This window comes from Oligoflexus sp. (genome assembly GCF_035638955.1).
Lineage (GTDB): Bacteria > Bdellovibrionota_B > Oligoflexia > Oligoflexales > Oligoflexaceae > Oligoflexus.
The window spans coordinates 35,575-56,825 of sequence record NZ_DASQYZ010000112.1 but is presented as its reverse complement, the minus strand read 5'-3'; the positions used below and the strand labels follow the sequence as shown (position 1 = coordinate 56,825).

Genomic DNA, 21,251 nt, shown 5'->3' with positions numbered 1-21,251 from the left:
ATCATCGCGTTGCCTGCTGGCATCAACGCCCAGGACATAGAAGCTCAGTACGAAAATGGAGTGCTGACCGTACCGTGCCGAAAGCAGCCGAGGCCAAGCGCCAAAAAATAAAAATCGGTGAAAACCGCAGTGGCTTGCCTGGTAAACTCGTTGGGCTGGGTTCAAAGAAGGACAAGGAAACGATTGATGTCAAGGCGGGCGATAGTCGCATGCAAAGCACGGCTGCTCATGGATCCGTCTGCTCAAGGCCCATACCACCACCCTCGCCGGGTGGTGGTTTTTTTCAACTCAAGCTGTTTCAAAAAAGCAAAGAGCGCATCCTGTTATGGGATGCGCTCTAGCGATGCAATAAACTTGTCTGTTTAATGCTCCCCTTTAGCAGCTGGGAAATGGAAATCTTTTCACTCCTTCTGCTAGTGCCATTTTACAGAACCGCGTTCGAGAGTAGAGCTACCATTCTGCAGTAAACATCCCTCTCATTCACCAAGATAAACCTGCTGGAAATTTTGTCAAGACCCTGTCTCACAACTAAATTTTAATAGCCTTGTTTGTATTGGTGGCAAGGCCCGAAGGCGCGAGAAATCTTTTGAAGCTCGATCCTGAGGGCCTTCTGCGCCTTGTGCTGAAGGAACCCCAGGAAGCATCGGATTCATTACGGATGAGCTGGCTGAAGGAAGGAATTCAGGCGTTCCAGTTGAGCCCGGTTTTGGGTTACGGGCCTGGGCTTAAATATCGAACTTGATACCCTGCGCCAGCGGCAGCTGACGACCGTAGTTAATGGTGTTGGTCTGCCGACGCATATAGGCTTTCCATGCGTCCGAGCCTGATTCGCGACCGCCGCCGGTTTCCTTTTCACCACCGAAGGCGCCACCGATTTCCGCACCCGATGTTCCGATGTTGACGTTGGCTATCCCGCAGTCTGATCCGTTCGTTGAAAGGAACGTTTCCGCCTCGCGCAGATTCAAGGTGAAGATCGAGGAACTGAGTCCCTGCTTCACATTGTTCTGAATGGCAATGGCCGACTCAACGTCACCGCTGTATTTGAGCAGATAAAGAATCGGAGCGAATGTTTCCTCCTGCACCATATGCATCTCAGGTTTGGCTTCGACGATGGCAGGCTTCACATAACAGCCCGAACCATAATCACCGCCCGTCAGCACATCGCCACCGTAGAGCAAGGTTGCGCCTTCTTTTTTAGCCTGATCAAGGGCTGATTGCATCATCTCCACAGCCTGCTTGTCGATCAAGGGACCGACATGATTTTTTTCGTCGAGCGGCGAGCCGATGCGAAGGCCGCTGAAGGCTTTGACCACCATGGCCTTGACCTGATCATAGATCGATTCATGAATGATCAGACGGCGGGTCGTGGTGCAGCGCTGGCCGCAGGTTCCGACCGCACCGAAGACGACAGCAGGAGCGGCGATCTTAAGGTCAGCATCCGGAGTCAGAATGATGGCGTTGTTGCCGCCGAGCTCCAGGATACTGCGACCCAATCGTGCACCGACCACAGCGCCGACGCGCTTGCCCATGCGGGTCGAACCCGTGGCGGAAATCAAGGGAATGCGTGGGTCTGCAATCATGGGTTCGCCCACTTCCGTGACGTCGCCGACGATGAGGCTCATGACGCCTTCCGGAACCTTATTCGCGGTCAGCACATCACGAATAATATTGAAGCAGGCAATGGCGGAAAGAGGTGTTTTTTCCGAGGGCTTCCAAATCGAAACATCACCGCACACGGCCGCGATCATACTATTCCAGGACCACACGGCGACGGGGAAGTTAAAGGCGGAAATGATGCCGACAAGGCCGATCGGATGCCACTGCTCATACATGCGGTGACTGGGACGTTCCGAGTGCATGGTCAGGCCATGCAGCTGCCGGGAGAGGCCGACGGAGAAATCACAGATGTCGATCATCTCCTGCACTTCACCCAGGCCTTCCTGCAGGGATTTGCCCATCTCATAGGCCACGAGCTTGCCCAGAGGTTCTTTCAACTGGCGAAGTTTATCCCCCATCTGCCGCACGATCTCACCGCGCTGGGGCGCTGGAACCTGGCGCCACTTCAGTGCGGCTGCTTCCGCGGTTTTGATGATCTTTTCGTAGTCCTGGCGATCGGCTTTATAGACGTTGCCGATGAGCTGGCCATCCACAGGCGAATAGGAGGCAAAACTGCCTTTTTGTTTGGAACCAAACCATTCCGTACCGGTGCTGGCTGCGGCGTTTTCTTTGGTGATGCCAAGATCTTTGAGGAATTTCAAATCAAGACTCATAGGTCCCCTCTTATTTAATTTTGGATTTGAATCATTGTATAAAGACGACGTTCCCAGCCATCCGCCTCAATTTTCAGAATGTGGGTCGCTGGGAGTATTTCACCGGGACCGCCCTGCTCAGGCCATTCGACGAAAAGACCTCGATAAGGCCTCGCGTCGTGCACCCCAAGCTCAGCCAAGGAAAAGTGTTCATCCGCCCGATAAAGGTCGAGATGCGCATACCAGTCCTTGCCGATCTGATACTCGTTCATGATGGTATAAGTGGGAGAAACAACCGGTGTGCGAGGCGACAGCCCCTGCTCATAAAGATAGGCGCGTACAAAACTGGTTTTGCCCGCACCCATTTCACCCTGCAGCCAAAGAACAAAGTAAGGATACTTCGATAATTCACGCTGCACAGCTTCCAGGAGGGATGGATCACCCTCGGCATGACTCTGACGAAAAAGTTCCTGCGCCATGGTCCTGCCTCAGCTGCCTATGGAGGGGCAGAATTGCGAATCATTGAGCAAAGCCTTCATCTCCCGTACGGCTTGCGGCAGTCCCACAAAGAGGGCGCGAGCCACAATCGCATGACCAATATTGGCTTCTTCACAATGCGGCACGAGCTGCATCCACTGGGCATTGGTATAGTTAAGGCCATGCCCCACGTGCACCTGCAGTCCCTGCTCATAAGCCACCCGCGCAGCTTCCTGCAAAGGCTTGAGCAGCGCGATCTGCTCGGCTGTGGTTCGGGCATCCTGCATGCCGCGACAGTAATGTCCGGTGTGAATTTCAATGGCCTGCGCGCCCAGTTTTTTCGCCATCACCATGGCCTTGGCATCCGCTTCCACAAAAAGAGAGACGACGATGCCAAGATCACGCAACGATTGGATTTGATCGCCCAGTTTTTTGGAGACCTGATTAAAATCCAGACCGCCTTCCGTGGTCAGCTCCTGACGTTTTTCCGGAACCAGGGTCACAGCATGAGGTTTGGTTTGGCTGGCAATCCGCACCATTTCTTCGGTGGCCGCGATTTCAAAATTCAAGGGCACCTGAATGGTGCGTTTCAGGAGCTCGACATCGGCATCACGAATATGCCGACGATCCTCGCGCAGATGACAGGTGATATTATCCGCGCCGCCGATTTCCGCAAAGGCGGCCGCCTGCACGGGACTCGGATAGGATTCACCACGCGCATTCCGCACCGTGGCGATATGATCAATATTCACACCCAATCGAATCATTTTCCTGGCCTCTATTTCTGGGCTGTTTCCAGGGCACGCGCGATATCGGCGGCCATGGTTTCCAGCCGGTGCTGGTCTTCACCCTCCAGCATCACCCGGGCGAGGTTTTCCGTGCCCGAATAGCGAACCAGAACCCGTCCTCTTTGTCCGAGTTTACCCTCGGCCGACTGAATCAGCTTATGGACCTCAGGGATCTGGTCAAAGGGAGTCTTATGCTGAACGCGGACGTTCCGCAAGACCTGAGGCAGGACTTCCATGCAGCGTTTGAGCTCCGCCAGGGGCTTGCCATTTTCCAGCATGACTTCCAGCAGGTTAAGCGCTGCGAGAATTCCGTCCCCGGTGGTATTCAGGTCCATAAATACAAGGTGGCCGGACTGTTCGCCCCCCAGGTTGTAGCCGCCTTTGCGCATCTCGTCCACGACATAACGGTCGCCGACCTTGGTCCGCAGCAGCTTGACACCCACCTTCTGCAGGGCGATTTCCAGGCCCATATTGCTCATGACCGTGGAGACCACGGTGGCTTTTTTCAAACGCCCGGCCTTGACCAAATGGCCCGCGCAAATGGCGAGAATTTGATCGCCATCCACCAGTTCACCGGTGTGATCCACCACAATCAAACGATCGGCATCCCCATCCAGCGCAATCCCCAGATCCGCCTTGTAGAGTTTGACCTTTTCCACCAGCGAAGCGGGATGCAAAGCGCCACACTGTTCGTTGATGTTTCGGCCATCCGGATTATTGCCTGTGACAAAGATTTCGGCACCCAGTTCCTCAAAAACCTTCGGCGCCACTTTATAAGCGGCCCCGTTCGCGCAATCGATCACAATGCGCAGGCCGTCGAGTTTCAGATGCTTGGGAAATTGTTCCTTGAGAAACACTGCGTACTGACCCACAGCATCATCGATGCGTTTGGCGCGACCGATGTGAATACCCGTGGGAAAGGTTTCAACACCGGGATTATCGACCATTTCTTCAAGTTTGTTTTCAATTTCATCCGGCAGTTTATAGCCGTTTTCACTGAAAATCTTGATGCCGTTATCATCATAGGGATTGTGCGAGGCGGAAATCACAATGCCGGCACAGGCCCGCATGCCCCGGGTGAGGTAAGCGATACCAGGCGTGGGCAAAGGCCCAAGAAATTGTACGTCGACGCCGACACTGCAAATCCCAGCGGAGAGAGCCTGTTCCAGCATATAGCCGCTGCGGCGCGTGTCCTTGCCGATCAGAATTTTGGGATGGGGATAGGCGTTGCGAAAATGCAAGCCGATGGCCTGACCTAAACGCAGAACAAAATCGGGTGACATCGGAGATACGTTGGCTTTGCCACGAATGCCATCTGTGCCAAAATATTTGCCCACTCTTGTATCCTTAGCTCATAAAATCGTTAGGGTCTCAGACTAGACGATTTTATGAGGCAAGGAAAGTTCAGTCCTTGCCGATCGCAACGATCCCTTTTTCGGGGAAGGTTTCAATCAGGGCTGTATCAGCGGGAATTTTGACCCGAATATCCTGCTCGTAGCGTCCGGGTCCAAGGCCCCTGACTTCAACAAAGGCACGGAAATCACTGCGTTTCAGAAAGTTGAGGACGCCAGGCACGCCCTGCACCATAATGGAAACAAACTGCGGTTTGACCGTGGCACCCTGATCCGCACCGATGATTTCAACCGGTATATTGCCGAAACGTTTGTTGATTTTGCTGTCACCGACCTGCAAGGCCACGCGCACCATATCGGTGGAGAGGGCGTCGGCGCCAAGGCCTGGTGATACCAATCTGACGTCGAGCACCCGGCTTTCCTGGAAACCGCTGACGTCGATCGGCTCGGTATAAACATAGCGAAGTTTCAAAAGATCATTCCGTATGCCTTTGACCGTGATCGATTTGGGTTCGATATTCACTTTTTCAATGATGTAACCGTCTGCAGGCGTGCCATGAATCGCTTCCTTGACCGGAATAATGCGTTCCATCACGCGATCCACGAACAGGTCGAGATAAGGTTCGTGGATAATGATTTCCAGCCGTTCATTGAGGTTTTTAATGTCGTCCTTGCTGAGGCGCAGACGGTAGCGTCCGACTTTGCCCGTCGGAATATAGATGTCCGCGGTCAGTTTTTTCGGAACTTCCAGGAGCCAGGCCTGCGGTCCCCGCACGGTTGCGGCCTTGACCCGCACCAGTTCACCACGAATGCCGTATTCAGGCGCCACATGAATGGCCACGAGGACCTCACGGCTGACTTCCTGGACCTGCTCGCCCTGGATAATGGCCCAAACGATGACAGCTAAAAACAGCGAAAGGATCTTATAACCGAAGTTATGAAAGATCAGGCGCACGGTGCGATTGAGAAGGGCACGAATCATTTGCTCCCCCCTCGATTAAAAAACGAACGCACACGCTCCGCCCAAGGCGTTTTGGTATGGGCCGGGCTTTCCGTTTCTTCAGTTTCGGTATTGAGGGAGTCTTTCAGCAGACGGCGCAATTCCTTGCCATCCAGATTGCGGGACACCCGGCCATCCACCATCAAAGAAATGGTCGACGTTTCCTCGGAGACAGCCAGAGCCAGGGCGTCGGTTTCCTGGCTGATGCCGATGGCGGCGCGATGCCTGGTCCCAAAGTTGGGATCCACATCTTCGTCCCGGGTCAGGGGTAAAAAGCAACCTGCTGCAGCGATGCGGCCTTGTTGAATGATGACCGCACCGTCATGAATGGGCGAGGTTGGGTGAAAGATGGAAACCAGAAGTTCCTTGCTGATGCGCCCGTCGATCAAAACCCCGATATCCACATAGCGGCTGAGGATGATGTTGCGTTCAATCACAATCAAAGCCCCGATTTTCTTGCCCGCCAGCCCTGTCGCTGCGCGCGCAATATCATCCAGGACCTGGCGTGATGAGGCCTGCTCCTGGGTGGGAAAGACGGTTTTCTTGCCCATACGGCTTAAAACGCGCCGGATATCTTCCTGAAACAGAATCACGATAATGATGATGATGGACGAATAGAACTTGTCCATCAGCCATTTCAAAGTTGTCAGAGGATAGACCTGGGAGATGAAGAAGGCAAAGCCGATGGTCATCAGAATTCCAAGCACCATCTGCATGGCCCGTGTTCCACGGATGAGCAGCAAAAGGCGATAGATGATCATCGCGATGATCGCGATATCGATCAATGCCCAATGGCCCAGCTTGTTGTAGAGTTCCGACATCGTTCACACCACCGAATCGTTCACGCCACCGAATCGTCCACGCCACGGAATCGTTCACACGATCAAGTCTTTCACATTGTCAGGTCCCGAAGGGCCCGCAAACGCGCCACATCATGCGTTCGAATCCCGCGTACCCCGGCAAAGAGAAAACTCAACTCCAGCATCTTGGAAGGGGCATCACGCTCCTTGGGATCCGTGATCCCCAGCAGACGGCCGATGAACGACTTCCGCGAGACGCCAAGCACGATTTCAAAACGCGAAGCTTCCGCCAGCGCCTGCTGGATAACCTGCACGTTGGCCCGATCGGTTTTGCCAAAACCCACCCCTGGGTCCAGCCAGATATGGTCCTTGGCAAATCCTGCTTCCATGAGCGCCGTCTGCGTCTTGTCATAAAACGCAGCCACCTCACGCAGGGCATCGGCTCCATCGAGGGGGTCCTTATGCATGTTCGCCGGATCGCGATGCATGTGCATAGCCCAGTAGATGAGGCCACGCTTGGCAAGGGTTTCCAGAGTCCGGCGATCTGCAACACCGCTTATATCATTGATAATATCGACCGGGTAATCCAAAGCACGGCGCATCGTCATGGGTTTGTATGTATCGAGGCTGATGCGTGCCTTGGGTCTTTGGTCGGCGAGGGCGGCCAGAACTGGCTCAAGTCTGCGCCACTCCTCATCCGCATCGACGGGTGCCGACCCAGGACGGGTCGATTCTGCGCCGATATCGATGACGTCCGCTCCGTCATCCACCAGATCCCAGGCGTGAGCCACCGCCTTTTCAGGATCCAGAAAAGTTCCACCATCAGAAAAAGAATCCGGGGTTACGTTGATAACCCCGATAATTAAAGTGCGCGCCGCTGGATTCAACTCAAAGCGCCCTCCTTGCGGGATCAGGTTCCCAGGGGCAAGGGTTCAATAGGCGTCGGTGAATCGGCTTCCGGTTTATCGCTGGCATCGCGGCCTTTGGCCACTTTCTGCGAGGTCTTTCCGCTCATCAGCTGTTTTTCGCGCTGAACCCGTTCCTTGTATTTTTCCCGCTCGTCATCCGAAATGATGATCTGGCCATTCATGATGTTTTCGATGTCCGACGATTCCAGAGTTTCCCGGATCAAAAGAGCATCGGCCATGTTTTCAAGAGCGGAGCGGCGTTCTTTAAGGATCTTGACGGCGAGTTCATAACCACCGTTGACGATCCGCTTCACCTCGCTATCAATCTCTTCCATGATTTTTTGCGAGAACCCTTCACGGCCACCAAAATCGCGTCCCATGAAGACCTCATGGTCAGGAGCGGCCCAGGCGATGGGTCCGAGTTTCTCACTCATACCCCATTGGCAAACCATCTTGCGGGCCATGTCCGTGGCCTGCTGAATATCACTGCCAGCGCCGGTTGAGAGCACGTTAAAGATGATTTGTTCCGCGGCACGGCCACCCATCGCGGTCGCAATACGGGCTTCCGCATACTCGCGCGATACGGAAAGCTTGTCTTCGGTCGGCAGATAAACCGTCATACCCAGGGCATAGCCACGTGGAATGATCGTGATCTTATGAACCGGATCCGAGTAGGGCAGCACTTTCGAAACAATACAGTGACCCGCTTCGTGGAACGCTGTATTTTTCTTTTCCTCTTCGCTGATGATCATACTCTTACGCTCAGGACCCATCATGACTTTGTCTTTGGCGGATTCAAAGTGCATCATCGAAACAGTCTTGGCGTCCTGACGAGCAGCCAGCAGAGCGGCTTCGTTCACAAGGTTGGCCAGGTCAGCACCCGAGAAACCTGAAGTTCCCTGGGCCAGGATATCCAAATCAACATCAGCCGACATGGGCGTTTTACGGGTATGAACCTTCAGGATACCGCGGCGACCGCGAACGTCAGGCTTCGGCACGTGCACCCGGCGATCGAATCGACCGGGACGCAGCAGCGCCGGATCCAGAACATCAGCCCGGTTGGTCGCTGCGATCAGAATCACGCCTTCGTTGGTTTCAAATCCATCCATTTCAACGAGGAGCTGGTTCAGAGTTTGCTCGCGTTCGTCATGACCGCCGCCGAGTCCGGCCCCGCGCTGACGACCCACAGCATCGATTTCATCAATAAAGATAATACAGGGAGCCTGCTTTTTCGCTTGTTCGAAGAGGTCACGAACGCGGCTGGCACCAACACCCACGAACATCTCGACGAAGTCAGAGCCGGAGATGGAGAAGAAGGGAACACCAGCCTCACCGGCAATGGCTTTGGCCAGAATCGTTTTACCGGTACCGGGAGGGCCCACCAGGAGCACACCCTTGGGAATACGTCCGCCAAGACGAGTGAACTTCTTGGGGTCTTTCAGGAAGTCGACGATCTCTTCGAGTTCGTTTTTCGCTTCCTCGATGCCTGCGACGTCTTCGAAGGTGATTTTGGTTTGGTTTTCGTTCAGCAGCTTGGCCCGGCTTTTCCCGAAGGACATGGCCTTGCCGCCACCCACTTGCAGCTGACGCATCAGAATAATCAGGAACACGAGGATGATGACGATGGGAACCAGTTGGAAAATCAGAGACGACTTCCACATACTGCCGCCTTCATTTTCGGCTTGTTCATAATTGACCCGAACCTTCTTGTTACGCAATTCGTCGCGCAACGCGGCGTCGGTAGCCGCCTGTACTTTGTAGGGCGTGCCGTCTTTCTTGACCGCGATGATTTCGTTGTTGCCGCGGAAGGTCACATCGGCAATCTCATTTTTGTCGACCGCTTCCATGAAATCCGCGAATTTCATGTTCTGGTCTTCGGCTTGTTGGGGGGACATCATGTTGAACATGATGAAGAGTAGAACCAAACCAACAAGCATCAGCGTAAACTTCATCTGCTGGTTCGGTTTTTTGGCTTTAGACATGGATCTCGCTCTCCTCATCTGGGGCTATCAGGCACACTTCAGCTTTAAGAAACTGACGAGCCGACATGCTACCTGTTTTTACATGCGGCTGTTTAAATTGGAACTAAAACTTACATCGCTACACTAAGCTACGATGCTTACCCACGCCATATTATTCGGAAGCTTCGATGATAAATAGTCTGTAACGATGACCGGTTTTGGGCTCGAGTCTTTCCTGCATTTATTCATTATTAGCGATCCTGTGTCTTCCTTCAAGCAACAAGCACTTTCAAGAATTCAAGTCCGCTCAGATTCCAGTCTAGCAGGCATTGACAAAGGGTGCGGCGACATTTTTTGTCAGCCTAACTCTTCATGGCGCAGCTGGCGGCCAAATATCCCAACTTTCGTCGAGCAAGGCCGCCCGAAACTGTTGCCAGCGTTCACTCACGGGCATTTGATTGCGAACAATCGACAAAACACCATCCCGGCAAACGGCTTGTGTCCCAGGACCCAGCATTCCCGTCCAGGCCTTTCCCTGGACCATGGCCTCATGAATGGTCAGCAGCAAATCACGCGATACGTGCACCCCGGGGTAGTGAAGAGCAAGGTACCGACCAATTTCATGTCGAGCCAGAAAGGAAGGCCTTGCCTGCAGCTCATTCAAACGCAAAGTGTCCTCGAAAACCATATCGGGATATTGATATTGAACAAAGCCAAGGCAGTCCTGCAAATCTTGCGCATGCAGCCAGATATTTTGCGCCAGTCCTGGAAACAGCGTTTCGAGTTCCGGCAAAATCTTATGCCGCAAGCGGTTGCGGGTATAATCAAGACCCTGGTTGGAACTGTCTTCACCAAAAGCGATGCCGTACTCCTGCCCCCAAGCTTCCAGCTGGTGCTGCGTGTAATGGAGGAGAGGCCGCCAGATTTGTTCATGTAGAATTTGCATACCTGACACTGCCATTAAACTATGGCCGCGACACAGTCGGGCAAAAATAGTTTCGACCCAATCATTCCGATGATGAGCCATGGCAATCCAATCGCGCGGTCCTCGCTGCTCCATGAACCATTCGTAACGAATGGTGCGAGCCCATTCCTGAATTCCTGTCTTCTGTAGGGGATGTTGCTTGGGGTCGATCTTAAGAACCCGCAGTTCACGGCCATATTTTTCTGCGGCCTCGCGGACCAGGTTTTCATCACGATCCGACTCCGCGCCCCGGAGTGCATAGTTCACATGCAGAACACCCAGCTCGAATGTTCCCACCTTTCGCTGCAGCTCGTTCAAAAGAAAGAGCAAAACACTGCTATCCAGCCCACCTGAGCACGCCACCCAAACCTTATCTGGTCCCCCAACACCCTGCAATTGCGTCGCAAGATCTGCCTGTACGGTATGGAGTTCCGTGCGTTCTGGCTTTTGATCTTTCATGAAAAAAGCTCGTTTTCTTAAATAATTTCTTACTTGTACGAAATAATCCCCATCCGACCATCATCATAACTCATTGATTTTTATGAGTTTTACCCCCTCGGCTCGAACCCCCCGAAACCGCAAACGTCAGGACCGCTTTTAAGGAAAATTCCAAACTCCCGATGGTTCTTTTGCAAGTTGCGACGCTTCTCCCAGCCCAGGTACGGGCTTGGCACTTTTCAAGGAGGAAAGTATGGGTCTGCGCATAGCCACCAATGTGTCTTCACTTATAGCTCAGCGCCACGCTCAAACCAATTCGAATGAAATGGACCGCAGTATTGAAAAACTGGCGTCCGGCTTTCGCATCAATAAATCTTCGGATGATGCGGCTGGACTGGCGGTTTCTGAAGGCTTACGAGCCAAGGTCCGCGGCCTCAATCAAGCCAAACGCAACGCATCTGACGCCGTGTCGATGGTGCAAATTGCAGAAGGCTCTCTGAACGAAGTCGGCAACATCATGATCCGCCTGCGCGAACTCACCGTGCAATCGGCCTCGGACACCATCGGGGATATCGAACGTGGTTATCTGAACCGCGAATATACCCAGCTGGTGGATGAGATTGATCGGATCTCGAGCACGACGGAATTCAATTCCCTCAAACTTTTTGATCCCAACCAAAAAGATCGTCTGATCATCCAGGTAGGCGTGAATGCCAGTGCGCCCGAGGCCAACATCGATACCATTTCGATCGGCCTTGAAGGGTTGAAAACATTCAACTCAGAACAGCTCGGCCTCGGTAAGGGTGCAGAAATTGGACCCATGGAAATCGACGGCAGTGACCCTGTGTCCCGCGAAGATATCACCGACAAACTCAACGTCATCGACAATGCCCTCACCCGCCTCAGTGGCGAACGCGCCACGCTCGGTTCCATTCAAAGCCGTCTGGATACAGCCGTGAACAACCTCGGCATCCAAACGGAGAATCTCACCACTGCCAACAGTCGCATCCGCGACGTGGATTTTGCGGAAGAGACCTCGAAGCTCACGCAAACCAAAGTTCTCCAGGCGTCTTCAATCTCGGTTCTTACGCAGGCTAATGCCAAGCCAGAGATGGCTCTGCAGCTGCTGCGTTAATTTTTAGGGTTTTAAAAGGCTTTTCAACAAGGAGGTTTTCGTTATGGGTATTCGTGTAAAAACCAATGTGGAATCTTTGATCGCACAGAAAAAGCTCTCGGATAGCCGTCGCGAAGTCGCGTCGTCTATCGAGCGCTTGTCGTCCGGTCACCGAATCAACAAATCAGCCGATGATGCAGCCGGACTTGCTGTGTCGGAGCGGATTCGTTCCCGTATCGCCAGCATGGATGTTGCAAAACGCAACGCGAACGATGGTATCAGCTACATTCAAGTGGCCGAAGGTGGTCTGAATGAGATGACCAACGTCATGCTCCGTATGCGTCAGCTGGGATCCCAGGCCGCATCGGACACCATCGGTAACCGCGAGCGTGAATTCCTCGACCGTGAATTCCAGCAGCTTCGCGACGAAGTCGGTCGTATCATGAAAACAACGGAATTCAACGGCCGCAAGGTTCTGGAATCCAGTGACAACACCGCCATGCGTATCTTCGTCGGTTCGTCCAACCGCGCTGATGTCGATGGTTCGGCCCCCGATATCGACCCTGAAAACGATCCGGATATTGTGACGATCAACCTGGAAGAGCTGAGCGCTCTGAACGAAGCTCTGGACAAAGTGGTGAACGGCGGTTTGAAAGTGGTTCCTGATGATCCTGAAGGCGGCGCGGCTGACCTGAGTCCAGATGGAACGGATGCGCTTTTCAACGTGATCGATACGGCCATTAACGAAGTCGCCGGTTACCGCGCTTCGCTGGGTTCCGTTCAATCACGCTTGAACTCCGCGATCTCGAACATCGATGTGACCAATGAAAACTTGAACGCTGCCAACAGCCGGATCCGTGATGTGGATTTCGCGGCAGAAACCGCCCGCTTCACCCAGAACAAGATTCTGGAACAGGCTGGTGCCTCCGTTCTTGCTCACGCCAACTCAGCACCTGAACTCGTGCTCCAGTTGCTCCGCGGCTAAGGAAACCAAGGGGGTGTGACCCACCCCCTTGCCCTTTGTTCTGAAGCATGAAAAGGGCGACCTGTGTCGCCTCTGCTGACAGTAAGTGAAGAATCTTACCTCAATCTTTCCCCTGCATTTTCAAACACATGGCCCTCAAAACACATGCCCAGTGAATCGGCACGAGCCTTGCTCCGATAGGTTTGAAGAGCGGTCTTCTGTGTGGTTCCCCCTGTTGTTCGGATATGGGAAAGGTTGTGGTCATGAGTATGTTTGCCCGATTCTGGATCCTCCTATCACTGCTATGCGGGGCCTCCCTTGCCCAGGGAAACCCCTTTGATTATAACGTCCTCGGCGTGATCGCCAGCAGCCAGAATCAAAAGGGTGTGGCCCTGATCAAACAAAAGCCCAGCGGTCGGGTTGCCGCTTTCCGCGAAGGCCAGGATATTGCCGCCGGCTGTCGGATTGAAAAAATCTTCCGTAAAACCGTAACCTTTTCCTATAACAGCAAATTCTACGAACTCAGCGTCGGCGATGAGACGCCTACCGAAGTCAAAGGCACGCCCCAGAGCAACGTAGCTGAAAACCTGGGTCAGGCGGATGGCATCGAGCGCCAGGGCAATACTCTTAAAGTAACCCGCAGTCTCAAGGACAATCTGGTCGGGGAAAATCTGAACAAGATTCTGATGCAGGCCGCGGCTGTGCCCCACGTGGAAAACGGTCGCCTGATGGGCTTTCAGCTTCTCGAAATCGATCAAGGCAGTATCTTTGATGTGGCCGGCCTGAAAAACGGTGACATCATCACGCATATCAACGAGCAGCCCATCAATGATGCGGCTTTGGCCATCAAAGCGCTAAGTCAGCTTAAGGCCGCCTCCAGCGCGACCTTCAACTACATCCGAAATCGCAAGCCGATGGAACTCGTGATCCAAATTAATTGATCCCCAAAACACGTCACATTGCCGCTTTAAATTCCCACGACTTCCTCTGAGGAAGGTCATTGCCCCGCTCTGCGCCATTGGGTATAACCCAGGGTCCCGGCTTTTGCCCAAGTCAACATTTATAGGTCACCCGCCATGACTCGTTTGAATTTCCGCGTTGAAGCCAAGGCTTCAGGATCTCACGCCCGCGCCTGCCGCTTTCAAACTCTGCACAGCGAAGTGCAGACACCTATCTTTATGCCTGTGGGCACCCAGGCCACGGTGAAAGGTGTCAAGCCCGAGGAACTGGCGGCAACCGGTGCCAATATTCTTCTCGCCAATACCTATCATTTGATGCTGAGACCCGGTGCGGCTGTGTTCGAACGCATGGGTGGTATTCATAAATTCACGAGCTGGGATAAATCGTTCCTGACTGATTCCGGTGGATTTCAAATCTTCTCGCTGCCGAATGCCCGCGTCATGGGCGAAGATGGGGCTCGCTTTCGCAGCTACGTGGATGGCACCGAACATCTTCTGACTCCCGAACGCAGCATCAGTATGCAGCGCTCCATCGGCAGCGATATCATGATGGTGCTGGATCAATGCGTGCCCTCCACATCCGATTATCAAGTGGCCAAGGAGGCGATGGAACTCACGCATCGTTGGGCCAAACGCAGTCTCATCGCGCGGGGAGATTCGCCCCAATCGATGTTCGGCATTGTGCAAGGCGCCTGTTATGAGGATCTGCGTCGGCAAAGTGCTGCCACTCTTTGCGAGATGCCGTTTGACGGTTTCGCTATTGGTGGCCTGGCGGTTGGGGAAACCAAAGCCGAGCGCGAGGATTTCTGCGAGCTGACGGCCAGTCTTCTGCCCGAGCATCTGCCGCGCTATCTGATGGGTGTGGGAACGCCCATTGACCTTTTGGAAGCCGTGCATCGCGGCGTGGATATGTTCGATTGCATCATTCCCACAGCGCATGCCCAGCAAAGCGTCGCCTATACCACGCTCGGTCAGCTGCGGTTGGAACGTGGCGTTTATAAGTTCGGTGAAGAAAAAGTGGACCCGAACTGCAGCTGCTATACCTGCCAGCGCTATTCAAGGGCCTACATTCATCACCTTTGCAAAGCCAGCGAAGGCTTGGGATCGCAGCTTCTTTCCATTCATAATCTGCATTTTTATCAGGACCTCATGCGCCGGATGCGTGAGCATATCATGAACGATACCTTTGCCGCTTTTTATCGCGAGCAACGCGAGGTCCTGGTCATCCGCGATCGGGATTTCCCGGCGAAGCCCACCAAGCCCAAACGTAAGCCCAAAGAAGCGTCGCGGCAGCGTGGGGATTACCGGCTGATCGAATCGCCCCAGGGTTTTTTCAGTATTGGTCAGCGCTCCAGCGGCGAGGTCATGCATTCCTTTGTCCATCCGGATGAGGAAGCGCGACTTCTTTATGCGGAGCAATCCCATCTGAGTCATCGACTCCGGGAAGGTGGCGCCGAACCGTTGGTTCTTTGGGATGTGGGTTTGGGTGCGGCGCACAATGCGATGGCAGCCATTCGCGTGTATGAAGGGCTTTTAGCCGACGGCCACACGGGCCTCAAGCCCTTGCATATTCATAGTTTTGAAAACGATCTTGATTCCTTGCGCCTGGCGCTCGATCATTTGCTGCGCTTCAAACATCTCTGGCACAGCGGACCTTCGCGTCTTTTGAAGGAGAGGTCCTGGAGCAGTGCCGATGGCCGTCTCGTCTGGAAGCTTTGGGAAGGTGACGCCCAGGCGCTCATGGCGGAAGCCCCGGCACCGCAGATTGTTTTCTATGATCCATTCTCGGCTAAAACCAACGGGCCGCTTTGGTCCCTGGAAGCCTTTCAAAAACTTTATCACTACTGTGGTCACGAAGCGGCGGAAGTCTTCACCTATTCGGCTTCGACCCCGGTGCGCGCTTCGCTCCTGGCGGCTGGATTTACTTTGGCCAAAGGCCGACCTTCGGCCGCAAAAGCGGATACCACGATCGCGCTGTCACCGCGTATGGCCCAGATCAATTCCTTTCAAAGGGAACTGCTGGATCAAACCTGGTTTGGTCGGTGGGAACGCAGTGATCGGCCCTATCCGGAGAATTTAGACGCCGGCCTGATTCCCTGGTTTTTGGGTCAGGTCCGACAGCATCCGCAGTGGATCAAGTCCCCGTCCTGAGTTTACGGCGAAGGATCTTGCCAACGTTGGTTTTCGGCAGTTCCTTCTCGAACGAATAGTGCCTGGGGCGTTTATAACCGGTCAGGTTCTTCTCGCACCATTCGCGCAACTCAGCCTCAGTCAGCGTATCATCCTTCTTCACAACAAAAGCTTTGACCGCTTCACCGGAGGTATCATCCGGAATGCCGATCACGGCCGCTTCCATCACTTTAGGATGCATGGCCAGAACTTCTTCGATCTCATTCGGGTAAACGTTGAAGCCCGAGACCAGGACCATATCTTTCTTACGATCGACGATGTAGAAAAAGCCACGTTCATCCATCTTCGCCACATCGCCCGTATAGAGCCAGCCATCGCGAATGGAATTGGCCGTTTCGTCTTCACGGTTCCAGTAACCCAGCATCACCTGGGGGCCTTTGACAATCAATTCACCGGGCTCGCCCAGGGGCACGTCCTTGCCATTGTCATCCACAATCCGAGCATCGGTCGAGGGTAAGGGCAGGCCGATGGAGTTCGACGGGCAATCGATATGCATGGGGTTACAGTGCGTCACCGGCGAGGCTTCCGTTAAACCAAAACCTTCCAGAACCCGGGTGCCTGTAATGCGTTGAAATTCCGACGCAACCGCCGACTGCAGAGCCGTACCACCGGCAAGAGCCACCTTCAAAGTTTTAGGCGCGAGGGTGCGGAACTGCGGACAATTATTCAAGGCGTTATAAAGGGTATTCACACCGGTCATCACCGTGATGCGATACTTGGCAAAAATCTTGGCGGTGTTTTCTATCGGCACAGGCTTCGGCAAGAGGATCATGCGACCGCCGAGGTTTAAAAATGCCAGGAAGTTTACCGTCAGCGCAAAAATATGGTAGAGCGGCAAAGCCGTGAGGATGGTCTCGTCACCTTTAGCCACATAGGGCTTCGACCATTCCTGAATCTGCATCATGTTTGCCACAACGTTCCGATGGGTGAGCATCGCACCTTTGGAGAGACCTGTGGTCCCGCCGGTGTATTGCAGCACCGCGATATCTTCCAGCTTGATCTGCGGCTTCGTATGCCCTTTTCCTGACCCAAGGCGCAGAGCCTCTTTGAAGGGGACGACGGTCAGATTATGCTTGGGAATCTGTCCCTTCAAACGCAAAACAGTATTGACCAAGGCTCCCTTCCAGGCTGGCAGCTGATCGCCGATACTGGTCACGATCACCGTTTGAATGTCGGTTTCCTTGAGAATTTCTTCGAGCTTGTCGAGGAACATATCGAGAATGATGAGAGCCTTGGACCCGGAATCATGAAACTGATGCTTCATTTCCCGCGCGGTATAAAGCGGGTTGGTATTCACACAGATCACACCGATTTTGGTCGCGGCATAAAGGGCGATAGGAAACTGAATGACATTGGGCAGCATAATTGCAAAACGATCGCCTTTGCGAAGGCCGATCTCATTTTGCAGATACGAGGCGAAGTCGTTTGCCAATCGATCAAATTGCCGAAAAGTCAGATCTGCGCCCATACAGGTCAGAGCGATTTTTGAGCTGTATTTCTGACAGGTATCTTCGATCACAGAGGCGATATGAGTCCCCTCGGATAATTCGATCGTCGGTTTGACGATTTCGGGATAGTGCTGCAACCAAGCGTGGCTCATGACCGCGTGACCTCCAAGTCAAAATTTCATATTTTCCCGGTGACCCTACCGCTACACTTTTTTACGGTCTTTTATAGAATAAAGTGGGAATATACCTGTGTCTGGCTGTCCCGGCCAGTTAAAAGAGAGAGTACATAAGTGTTTGCCATCGATCATGTGATTTTTGAAGAACCCCTGCGCGAGTTGCAGGACATCTGTCTGTCTCATCAATTCCTCATGGCCACTGCAGAAAGTTGTACAGGTGGGCTGCTGTCGGCTTTGCTCACGCACAGGCCTGGCAGTTCGGGATTTTTTCTGGGTGGCGTGAATGCCTACGCGAACAGCATCAAGTCCCGGGTCCTTGGCGTCCCGGACGAGACGCTGAAGCGATTTGGAGCCGTGTCCACGGAAACGGCCAGCAGCCTGGCGTCAGCCGTCCAGCGACTGTTTCAGTCGCATTTCAGCTGCTCGATTACCGGCGTGGCCGGACCGGGTGGCGGAAGCCCGGAGAAACCGGTGGGCCTCGTCTGCTTTGGCTGGTCCACCCCTGATGGCACCACAGTCCAGGCCCTTCAGCTCCCAGGATCGCGTGAAGAGATTCGTGCCGCGAGTTGTCACGTGGCTTTGCTGGGACTTTTGCAACGTGTTCAAGCCTATGCCCATAAGGAGGTTCTGTGATTCGAGTCGCATTGTTCCTGGTTCTGAGTCTGACGACCCTTCCTGCTGCAAAGGCTGCGGAGCCGAAACTTCAGGATAAATATGCAGAAATCTTCTCTACCGTCGAGCATCTGTCGGTGGACTTTTCGCAGACGACCTACAAGAAGTTGCGCGATCGCTCCACGATTCGCAGCGGCAACGCTTACTTTTCCAAGCCCGGGATGTTTCGCTGGAATTTCACGGAAGGCAAAAGCGGCCTTGAAGAGTACTACTTTAATGGCGAGAAACTGACTCATTATCGCGAGAAGGACCGTCTGGTCAACAACTACAACACCAATGCCAGCCTCGCTCGGGAGCTGCATGAGGTGGTGAACCTGGTGCTGGATCCAAGGGCCCTCCTCAGCCGTTACAAGGTGAAGGATATCAAATCCAAAGGGGGGCATACCGAGGCCATCCTGGTCCCCCAGCAGCCCGAAGGCACCGACGTCTCGTCGATCTTTGTCAAAGTCTCAGACGTCAAGAAATTCGTTGAAGAGGTCCAAATTTTTTACATTGACGGGAATAACACACAGTTTGCTTTTAAAAACCCCGTGAGCAAAACTAACGATCCTAAAATCTTTACCTTTTCCCGCCAAGGCAACTTTACAGTTAGGCATCATGGTTGAACAGGAGCTGGGCAGTCACTGCCCAGCTATCCGGCACTTTTTTCCAAGCCCTTAAAATTCCAACGGGAAACGATGTAAAGGTTTTGGCCGCTCGAGCCGATACGTACTTTGATTGCGAAGTCCATGGACACTGCAAAAATCAGTACTTTTCGGGAGCTTTGCGTATGAGCCAGGAATCTGTCCGTTGGGAAGACTTTGATAAGATGCACGTCATCAGAAAGCTGAAGGAAATCGTCGGCAAATGGTGGCGCGTTCAAATCAACTTCACGGATAAAAAGGGCTTCCTGCGAGGGGTGCCGGAAGGCAAGTTCTTCAATCCGCTGAACCCTATCTGTCAGGCCATCGTTGCTGATGCCAAGGGCTTCTCCAAGCGCCTGGAAACAGCCAGAAAAACGACTGTTGAGTCGATGCATGGCAAAAAATCGCGCGTTTCGATCGATCCGACCGGTTTTTCGGTGATTTCGGTACCAATTAACGTCAAAGGCGAGTTCCTCGGGACCGTGTTTGGCGACGGCTTCATCTGCGAAGACTCGGCAGCTGCCCAAAAGATCCAGATCTGTAACTATCTGGAACGTGACTTCCCCGAGCGCAAGGACCTCATTGGCAAGGTCGAGGACCTCCCGGTGCTGTCCACCAAGGAACTCCATTATCTAACAGAACTCATTAACCTCGTGGTCGATGAGATTCTGGTCATGCACCGTTATCTCGACGATGAAAAGAGCAAGGTCAGCGAGCTCTCCAAGGAACTCGGTCAGCGTTATGGCTTCGACCGGATGATTGGCAAATCCATGGCCATGCAGGAACTCTATCGCCTGCTGGAGCGCGTGTGCGATTCCGAGACCACCGTTTTGATCCAAGGTGAAAACGGTACTGGTAAGGAACTGATCGCCAAGGCTCTGCATTACAACTCCAAGCGTAAGAACAAGCGCTTCCTGGTTGTGAACTGCGGTGCATTCAACGAAAACCTTTTGGAATCTGAACTCTTCGGTCACATGAAGGGTGCTTTTACCGGCGCTGTGAAAGACAAAAAAGGTCTCTTCGAAGCCGCCGATGGCGGTACGCTCTTCCTCGATGAGATCGGTGATACCTCCATGCAGATGCAGGTGAAATTGCTGCGGGTTCTTCAGGAAGGCACCTTTACGCCGGTGGGTTCGACTGAAGTGAAACGCGGTAACGTCCGTGTTCTCGCTGCGACCAACCGTAACCTGATCGAGATGGTCAAGCACGGCGAGTTCCGCGAAGACCTTTACTATCGCTTGAACGTCATCAACGTTGTGGTTCCGCCCCTGCGCGACCGCAAGGACGATATCGTTCTCCTGGCCGATCACTTCCTGACCAAATTTTCCAAGACCAGCAACACGCCCAAGAAGCTGGTGAAGCAGGAATGCCTGGAGCGCCTGATGGATCATGACTGGCCCGGTAACGTCCGCGAGCTGGAAAATGAAATTGAGCGCCTTTGCGTCCTGGCCGGTGAGCTGAAGGAAATCAATTCCGAGCAGCTGTCACAGCGGATCAAGGAAAGCACCAAGAAAAAATTCCCAGGCCTGCGCGTCAACGGCAACCTGAAGGATTCGCTCGAGGTCATGGAAAAGCAGATGATCCTGGAAGGTCTAGAACGCACGGGTTGGAATAAATCCAAGCTGGCCAAGGAACTTGGCATCAGCCGGGCGGGATTGATCACCAAGGTGCAAAAGTACAATCTGGAAAAACGCGCCAAAACCAGCTGATCCCGCAAGCGGGATGACGAGGGGCGGAAACGCCCCAAATAAGCTGAACATGCAAAAGCAAGGCAGGTAGCCTTACAAAACGCCCCAAGGAGGGATATCATGGTGCTCAAACTTTTCAGTAAGTCGGTCGAGCAGGAAGGAACCCCTGCCGAACCCCTCGATGGCAACCAGCGTATGGAACAGATGGAAAGCCATCTCCGCGACCTTGGGCTCGAAGTTGTGAAACTTCGCCAGGAAGTGAACACCATGCTGGTCCGTCAGCAGACCTTTAAAATTGCTCTGGGTCGTCTCCGCGAATATCTGGAAGAACGCGGTGCGCTGGATGAAGCTGCTCAGGAAATGCAGGTTCCTTTCCAGGAACTCCTGCATGAAAGCGCAGCCGAAACTGAAACCTCTCGTAGCAATGGTCCTGCAGCCGCCGCAGCACCCGCCCGCAAGAACAAAAGCAATCTGCACTGA

Annotated in this window: 20 protein-coding genes; 10 read left to right on the top strand and 10 right to left on the bottom strand. The window is 53.5% G+C overall.

The features are described 5' to 3' along the window. The first annotated feature begins 9 nt into the window (after positions 1–9). Both VE954_RS44190 and VE954_RS10745 read left to right on the top strand, forming a co-directional pair. Positions 10–111, top strand: coding sequence for an Hsp20/alpha crystallin family protein (locus VE954_RS44190; RefSeq protein ID WP_414698992.1), 102 nt, complete (start codon positions 10–12; stop codon positions 109–111). Further along, the gene (locus VE954_RS10745) at positions 75–341 is read left to right on the top strand and encodes a hypothetical protein (protein WP_324952510.1); all 267 of its coding nucleotides are present in this window, start codon (positions 75–77) and stop codon (positions 339–341) included. The genes VE954_RS44190 and VE954_RS10745 overlap by 37 nt, the downstream gene beginning before the upstream one ends. A 384-nt stretch (positions 342–725) precedes the next feature. Here the strand turns inward: VE954_RS10745 and VE954_RS10740 are convergent, their stop codons facing one another. The 9 genes from VE954_RS10740 to tilS all read right to left on the bottom strand — a co-directional run bounded on the left by VE954_RS10740 (position 726) and on the right by tilS (position 10,958). Continuing rightward, positions 726–2,270, bottom strand: a complete 1,545-nt coding sequence (locus VE954_RS10740; RefSeq protein WP_324952508.1) for an aldehyde dehydrogenase family protein — start codon at positions 2,268–2,270, stop codon at positions 726–728. 14 nt (positions 2,271–2,284) lie between these two features. After that, a complete protein-coding gene (gene tsaE / locus VE954_RS10735) occupies positions 2,285–2,728 on the bottom strand; it encodes a tRNA (adenosine(37)-N6)-threonylcarbamoyltransferase complex ATPase subunit type 1 TsaE (protein WP_324952506.1) in 444 nt (147 codons plus the stop codon). 9 nt (positions 2,729–2,737) lie between these two features. Further along, positions 2,738–3,493, bottom strand: coding sequence for a pyridoxine 5'-phosphate synthase (locus VE954_RS10730; protein ID WP_324952504.1), 756 nt, complete (start codon positions 3,491–3,493; stop codon positions 2,738–2,740). Positions 3,494–3,504: 11 nt separating this feature from the next. Further along, a complete protein-coding gene (gene glmM, locus VE954_RS10725; protein ID WP_324952502.1) occupies positions 3,505–4,851 on the bottom strand; it encodes a phosphoglucosamine mutase in 1,347 nt (448 codons plus the stop codon). 67 nt (positions 4,852–4,918) lie between these two features. Next, positions 4,919–5,848, bottom strand: a complete 930-nt coding sequence (locus tag VE954_RS10720; protein ID WP_324952500.1) for a CdaR family protein — start codon at positions 5,846–5,848, stop codon at positions 4,919–4,921. Continuing rightward, a complete protein-coding gene (cdaA, locus tag VE954_RS10715) occupies positions 5,845–6,687 on the bottom strand; it encodes a diadenylate cyclase CdaA (protein ID WP_324952498.1) in 843 nt (280 codons plus the stop codon). Before cdaA ends, VE954_RS10720 begins: the two co-directional genes overlap by 4 nt. Positions 6,688–6,758: 71 nt before the next feature. After that, complete coding sequence (gene folP, locus VE954_RS10710; protein WP_324952497.1) at positions 6,759–7,553, bottom strand: dihydropteroate synthase; 795 nt, start codon at positions 7,551–7,553, stop codon at positions 6,759–6,761. 23 nt (positions 7,554–7,576) lie between these two features. After that, entirely contained in the window at positions 7,577–9,526 is a 1,950-nt protein-coding gene (gene ftsH, locus VE954_RS10705) for an ATP-dependent zinc metalloprotease FtsH (protein ID WP_414698993.1), read from the bottom strand. 379 nt (positions 9,527–9,905) lie between these two features. Then, a complete protein-coding gene (gene tilS, locus VE954_RS10700) occupies positions 9,906–10,958 on the bottom strand; it encodes a tRNA lysidine(34) synthetase TilS (protein WP_324952493.1) in 1,053 nt (350 codons plus the stop codon). A gap of 232 nt (positions 10,959–11,190) precedes the next feature. On the opposite strand from tilS, the gene VE954_RS10695 reads away from it, so the two are divergent. The 4 genes from VE954_RS10695 (at position 11,191) to tgt (ending at position 16,125) form a co-directional block, all read left to right on the top strand. Beyond that, on the top strand, positions 11,191–12,072 hold the full coding sequence (locus tag VE954_RS10695) for a flagellin (RefSeq protein ID WP_324952491.1): 882 nt from the start codon (positions 11,191–11,193) through the stop codon (positions 12,070–12,072). A 43-nt stretch (positions 12,073–12,115) separates the two neighbouring features. Further along, positions 12,116–13,036 carry a flagellin gene (locus VE954_RS10690; RefSeq protein ID WP_324952489.1) on the top strand — a complete coding sequence of 307 codons (921 nt, stop codon included), beginning with the start codon at positions 12,116–12,118 and terminating at the stop codon, positions 13,034–13,036. 242 nt (positions 13,037–13,278) lie between these two features. Further along, complete coding sequence (locus tag VE954_RS10685) at positions 13,279–13,956, top strand: PDZ domain-containing protein (RefSeq protein WP_324952486.1); 678 nt, start codon at positions 13,279–13,281, stop codon at positions 13,954–13,956. Positions 13,957–14,091: 135 nt separating this feature from the next. After that, positions 14,092–16,125: a tRNA guanosine(34) transglycosylase Tgt gene (tgt, locus tag VE954_RS10680; RefSeq protein ID WP_324952484.1), complete on the top strand. Its 2,034-nt coding sequence runs from the start codon at positions 14,092–14,094 to the stop codon at positions 16,123–16,125. Here the strand turns inward: tgt and VE954_RS10675 are convergent. Continuing rightward, positions 16,109–17,764, bottom strand: coding sequence for an AMP-binding protein (locus VE954_RS10675; protein WP_324952482.1), 1,656 nt, complete (start codon positions 17,762–17,764; stop codon positions 16,109–16,111). The genes tgt and VE954_RS10675 overlap by 17 nt on opposite strands. Before the next feature lie 138 nt (positions 17,765–17,902). On the opposite strand from VE954_RS10675, the gene VE954_RS10670 reads away from it, so the two are divergent. From VE954_RS10670 to VE954_RS10655, 4 genes are all read left to right on the top strand, one after another. Continuing rightward, positions 17,903–18,421, top strand: a complete 519-nt coding sequence (locus VE954_RS10670; RefSeq protein ID WP_324952480.1) for a CinA family protein — start codon at positions 17,903–17,905, stop codon at positions 18,419–18,421. Beyond that, complete coding sequence (locus VE954_RS10665; RefSeq protein WP_324952478.1) at positions 18,418–19,065, top strand: outer membrane lipoprotein carrier protein LolA; 648 nt, start codon at positions 18,418–18,420, stop codon at positions 19,063–19,065. Before VE954_RS10670 ends, VE954_RS10665 begins: the two co-directional genes overlap by 4 nt. Positions 19,066–19,229: 164 nt before the next feature. Next, positions 19,230–20,792, top strand: a complete 1,563-nt coding sequence (locus VE954_RS10660) for a sigma 54-interacting transcriptional regulator (protein ID WP_324952475.1) — start codon at positions 19,230–19,232, stop codon at positions 20,790–20,792. A gap of 99 nt (positions 20,793–20,891) precedes the next feature. Then, positions 20,892–21,251: a hypothetical protein gene (locus tag VE954_RS10655; RefSeq protein ID WP_324952473.1), complete on the top strand. Its 360-nt coding sequence runs from the start codon at positions 20,892–20,894 to the stop codon at positions 21,249–21,251.

Excerpts from the sequence above, each read along its gene's own strand:
- VE954_RS10740 (WP_324952508.1), bottom strand. The coding sequence starts at position 2,270 with ATGAGTCTTGATTTGAAATTCCTCAAAGATCTTGGCATCACCAAAGAA.
- tsaE (WP_324952506.1), bottom strand. The coding sequence starts at position 2,728 with ATGGCGCAGGAACTTTTTCGTCAGAGTCATGCCGAGGGTGATCCATCC.
- VE954_RS10730 (WP_324952504.1), bottom strand. The coding sequence starts at position 3,493 with ATGATTCGATTGGGTGTGAATATTGATCATATCGCCACGGTGCGGAAT.
- VE954_RS10720 (WP_324952500.1), bottom strand. The coding sequence starts at position 5,848 with ATGATTCGTGCCCTTCTCAATCGCACCGTGCGCCTGATCTTTCATAAC.
- cdaA (WP_324952498.1), bottom strand. The coding sequence starts at position 6,687 with ATGTCGGAACTCTACAACAAGCTGGGCCATTGGGCATTGATCGATATC.
- ftsH (WP_414698993.1), bottom strand. The coding sequence starts at position 9,526 with ATGAAGTTTACGCTGATGCTTGTTGGTTTGGTTCTACTCTTCATCATG.
- tilS (WP_324952493.1), bottom strand. The coding sequence starts at position 10,958 with ATGAAAGATCAAAAGCCAGAACGCACGGAACTCCATACCGTACAGGCA.
- VE954_RS10695 (WP_324952491.1), top strand. The coding sequence starts at position 11,191 with ATGGGTCTGCGCATAGCCACCAATGTGTCTTCACTTATAGCTCAGCGC.
- VE954_RS10690 (WP_324952489.1), top strand. The coding sequence starts at position 12,116 with ATGGGTATTCGTGTAAAAACCAATGTGGAATCTTTGATCGCACAGAAA.
- VE954_RS10685 (WP_324952486.1), top strand. The coding sequence starts at position 13,279 with ATGAGTATGTTTGCCCGATTCTGGATCCTCCTATCACTGCTATGCGGG.
- tgt (WP_324952484.1), top strand. The coding sequence starts at position 14,092 with ATGACTCGTTTGAATTTCCGCGTTGAAGCCAAGGCTTCAGGATCTCAC.
- VE954_RS10675 (WP_324952482.1), bottom strand. The coding sequence starts at position 17,764 with ATGAGCCACGCTTGGTTGCAGCACTATCCCGAAATCGTCAAACCGACG.
- VE954_RS10660 (WP_324952475.1), top strand. The coding sequence starts at position 19,230 with ATGAGCCAGGAATCTGTCCGTTGGGAAGACTTTGATAAGATGCACGTC.
- VE954_RS10655 (WP_324952473.1), top strand. The coding sequence starts at position 20,892 with ATGGTGCTCAAACTTTTCAGTAAGTCGGTCGAGCAGGAAGGAACCCCT.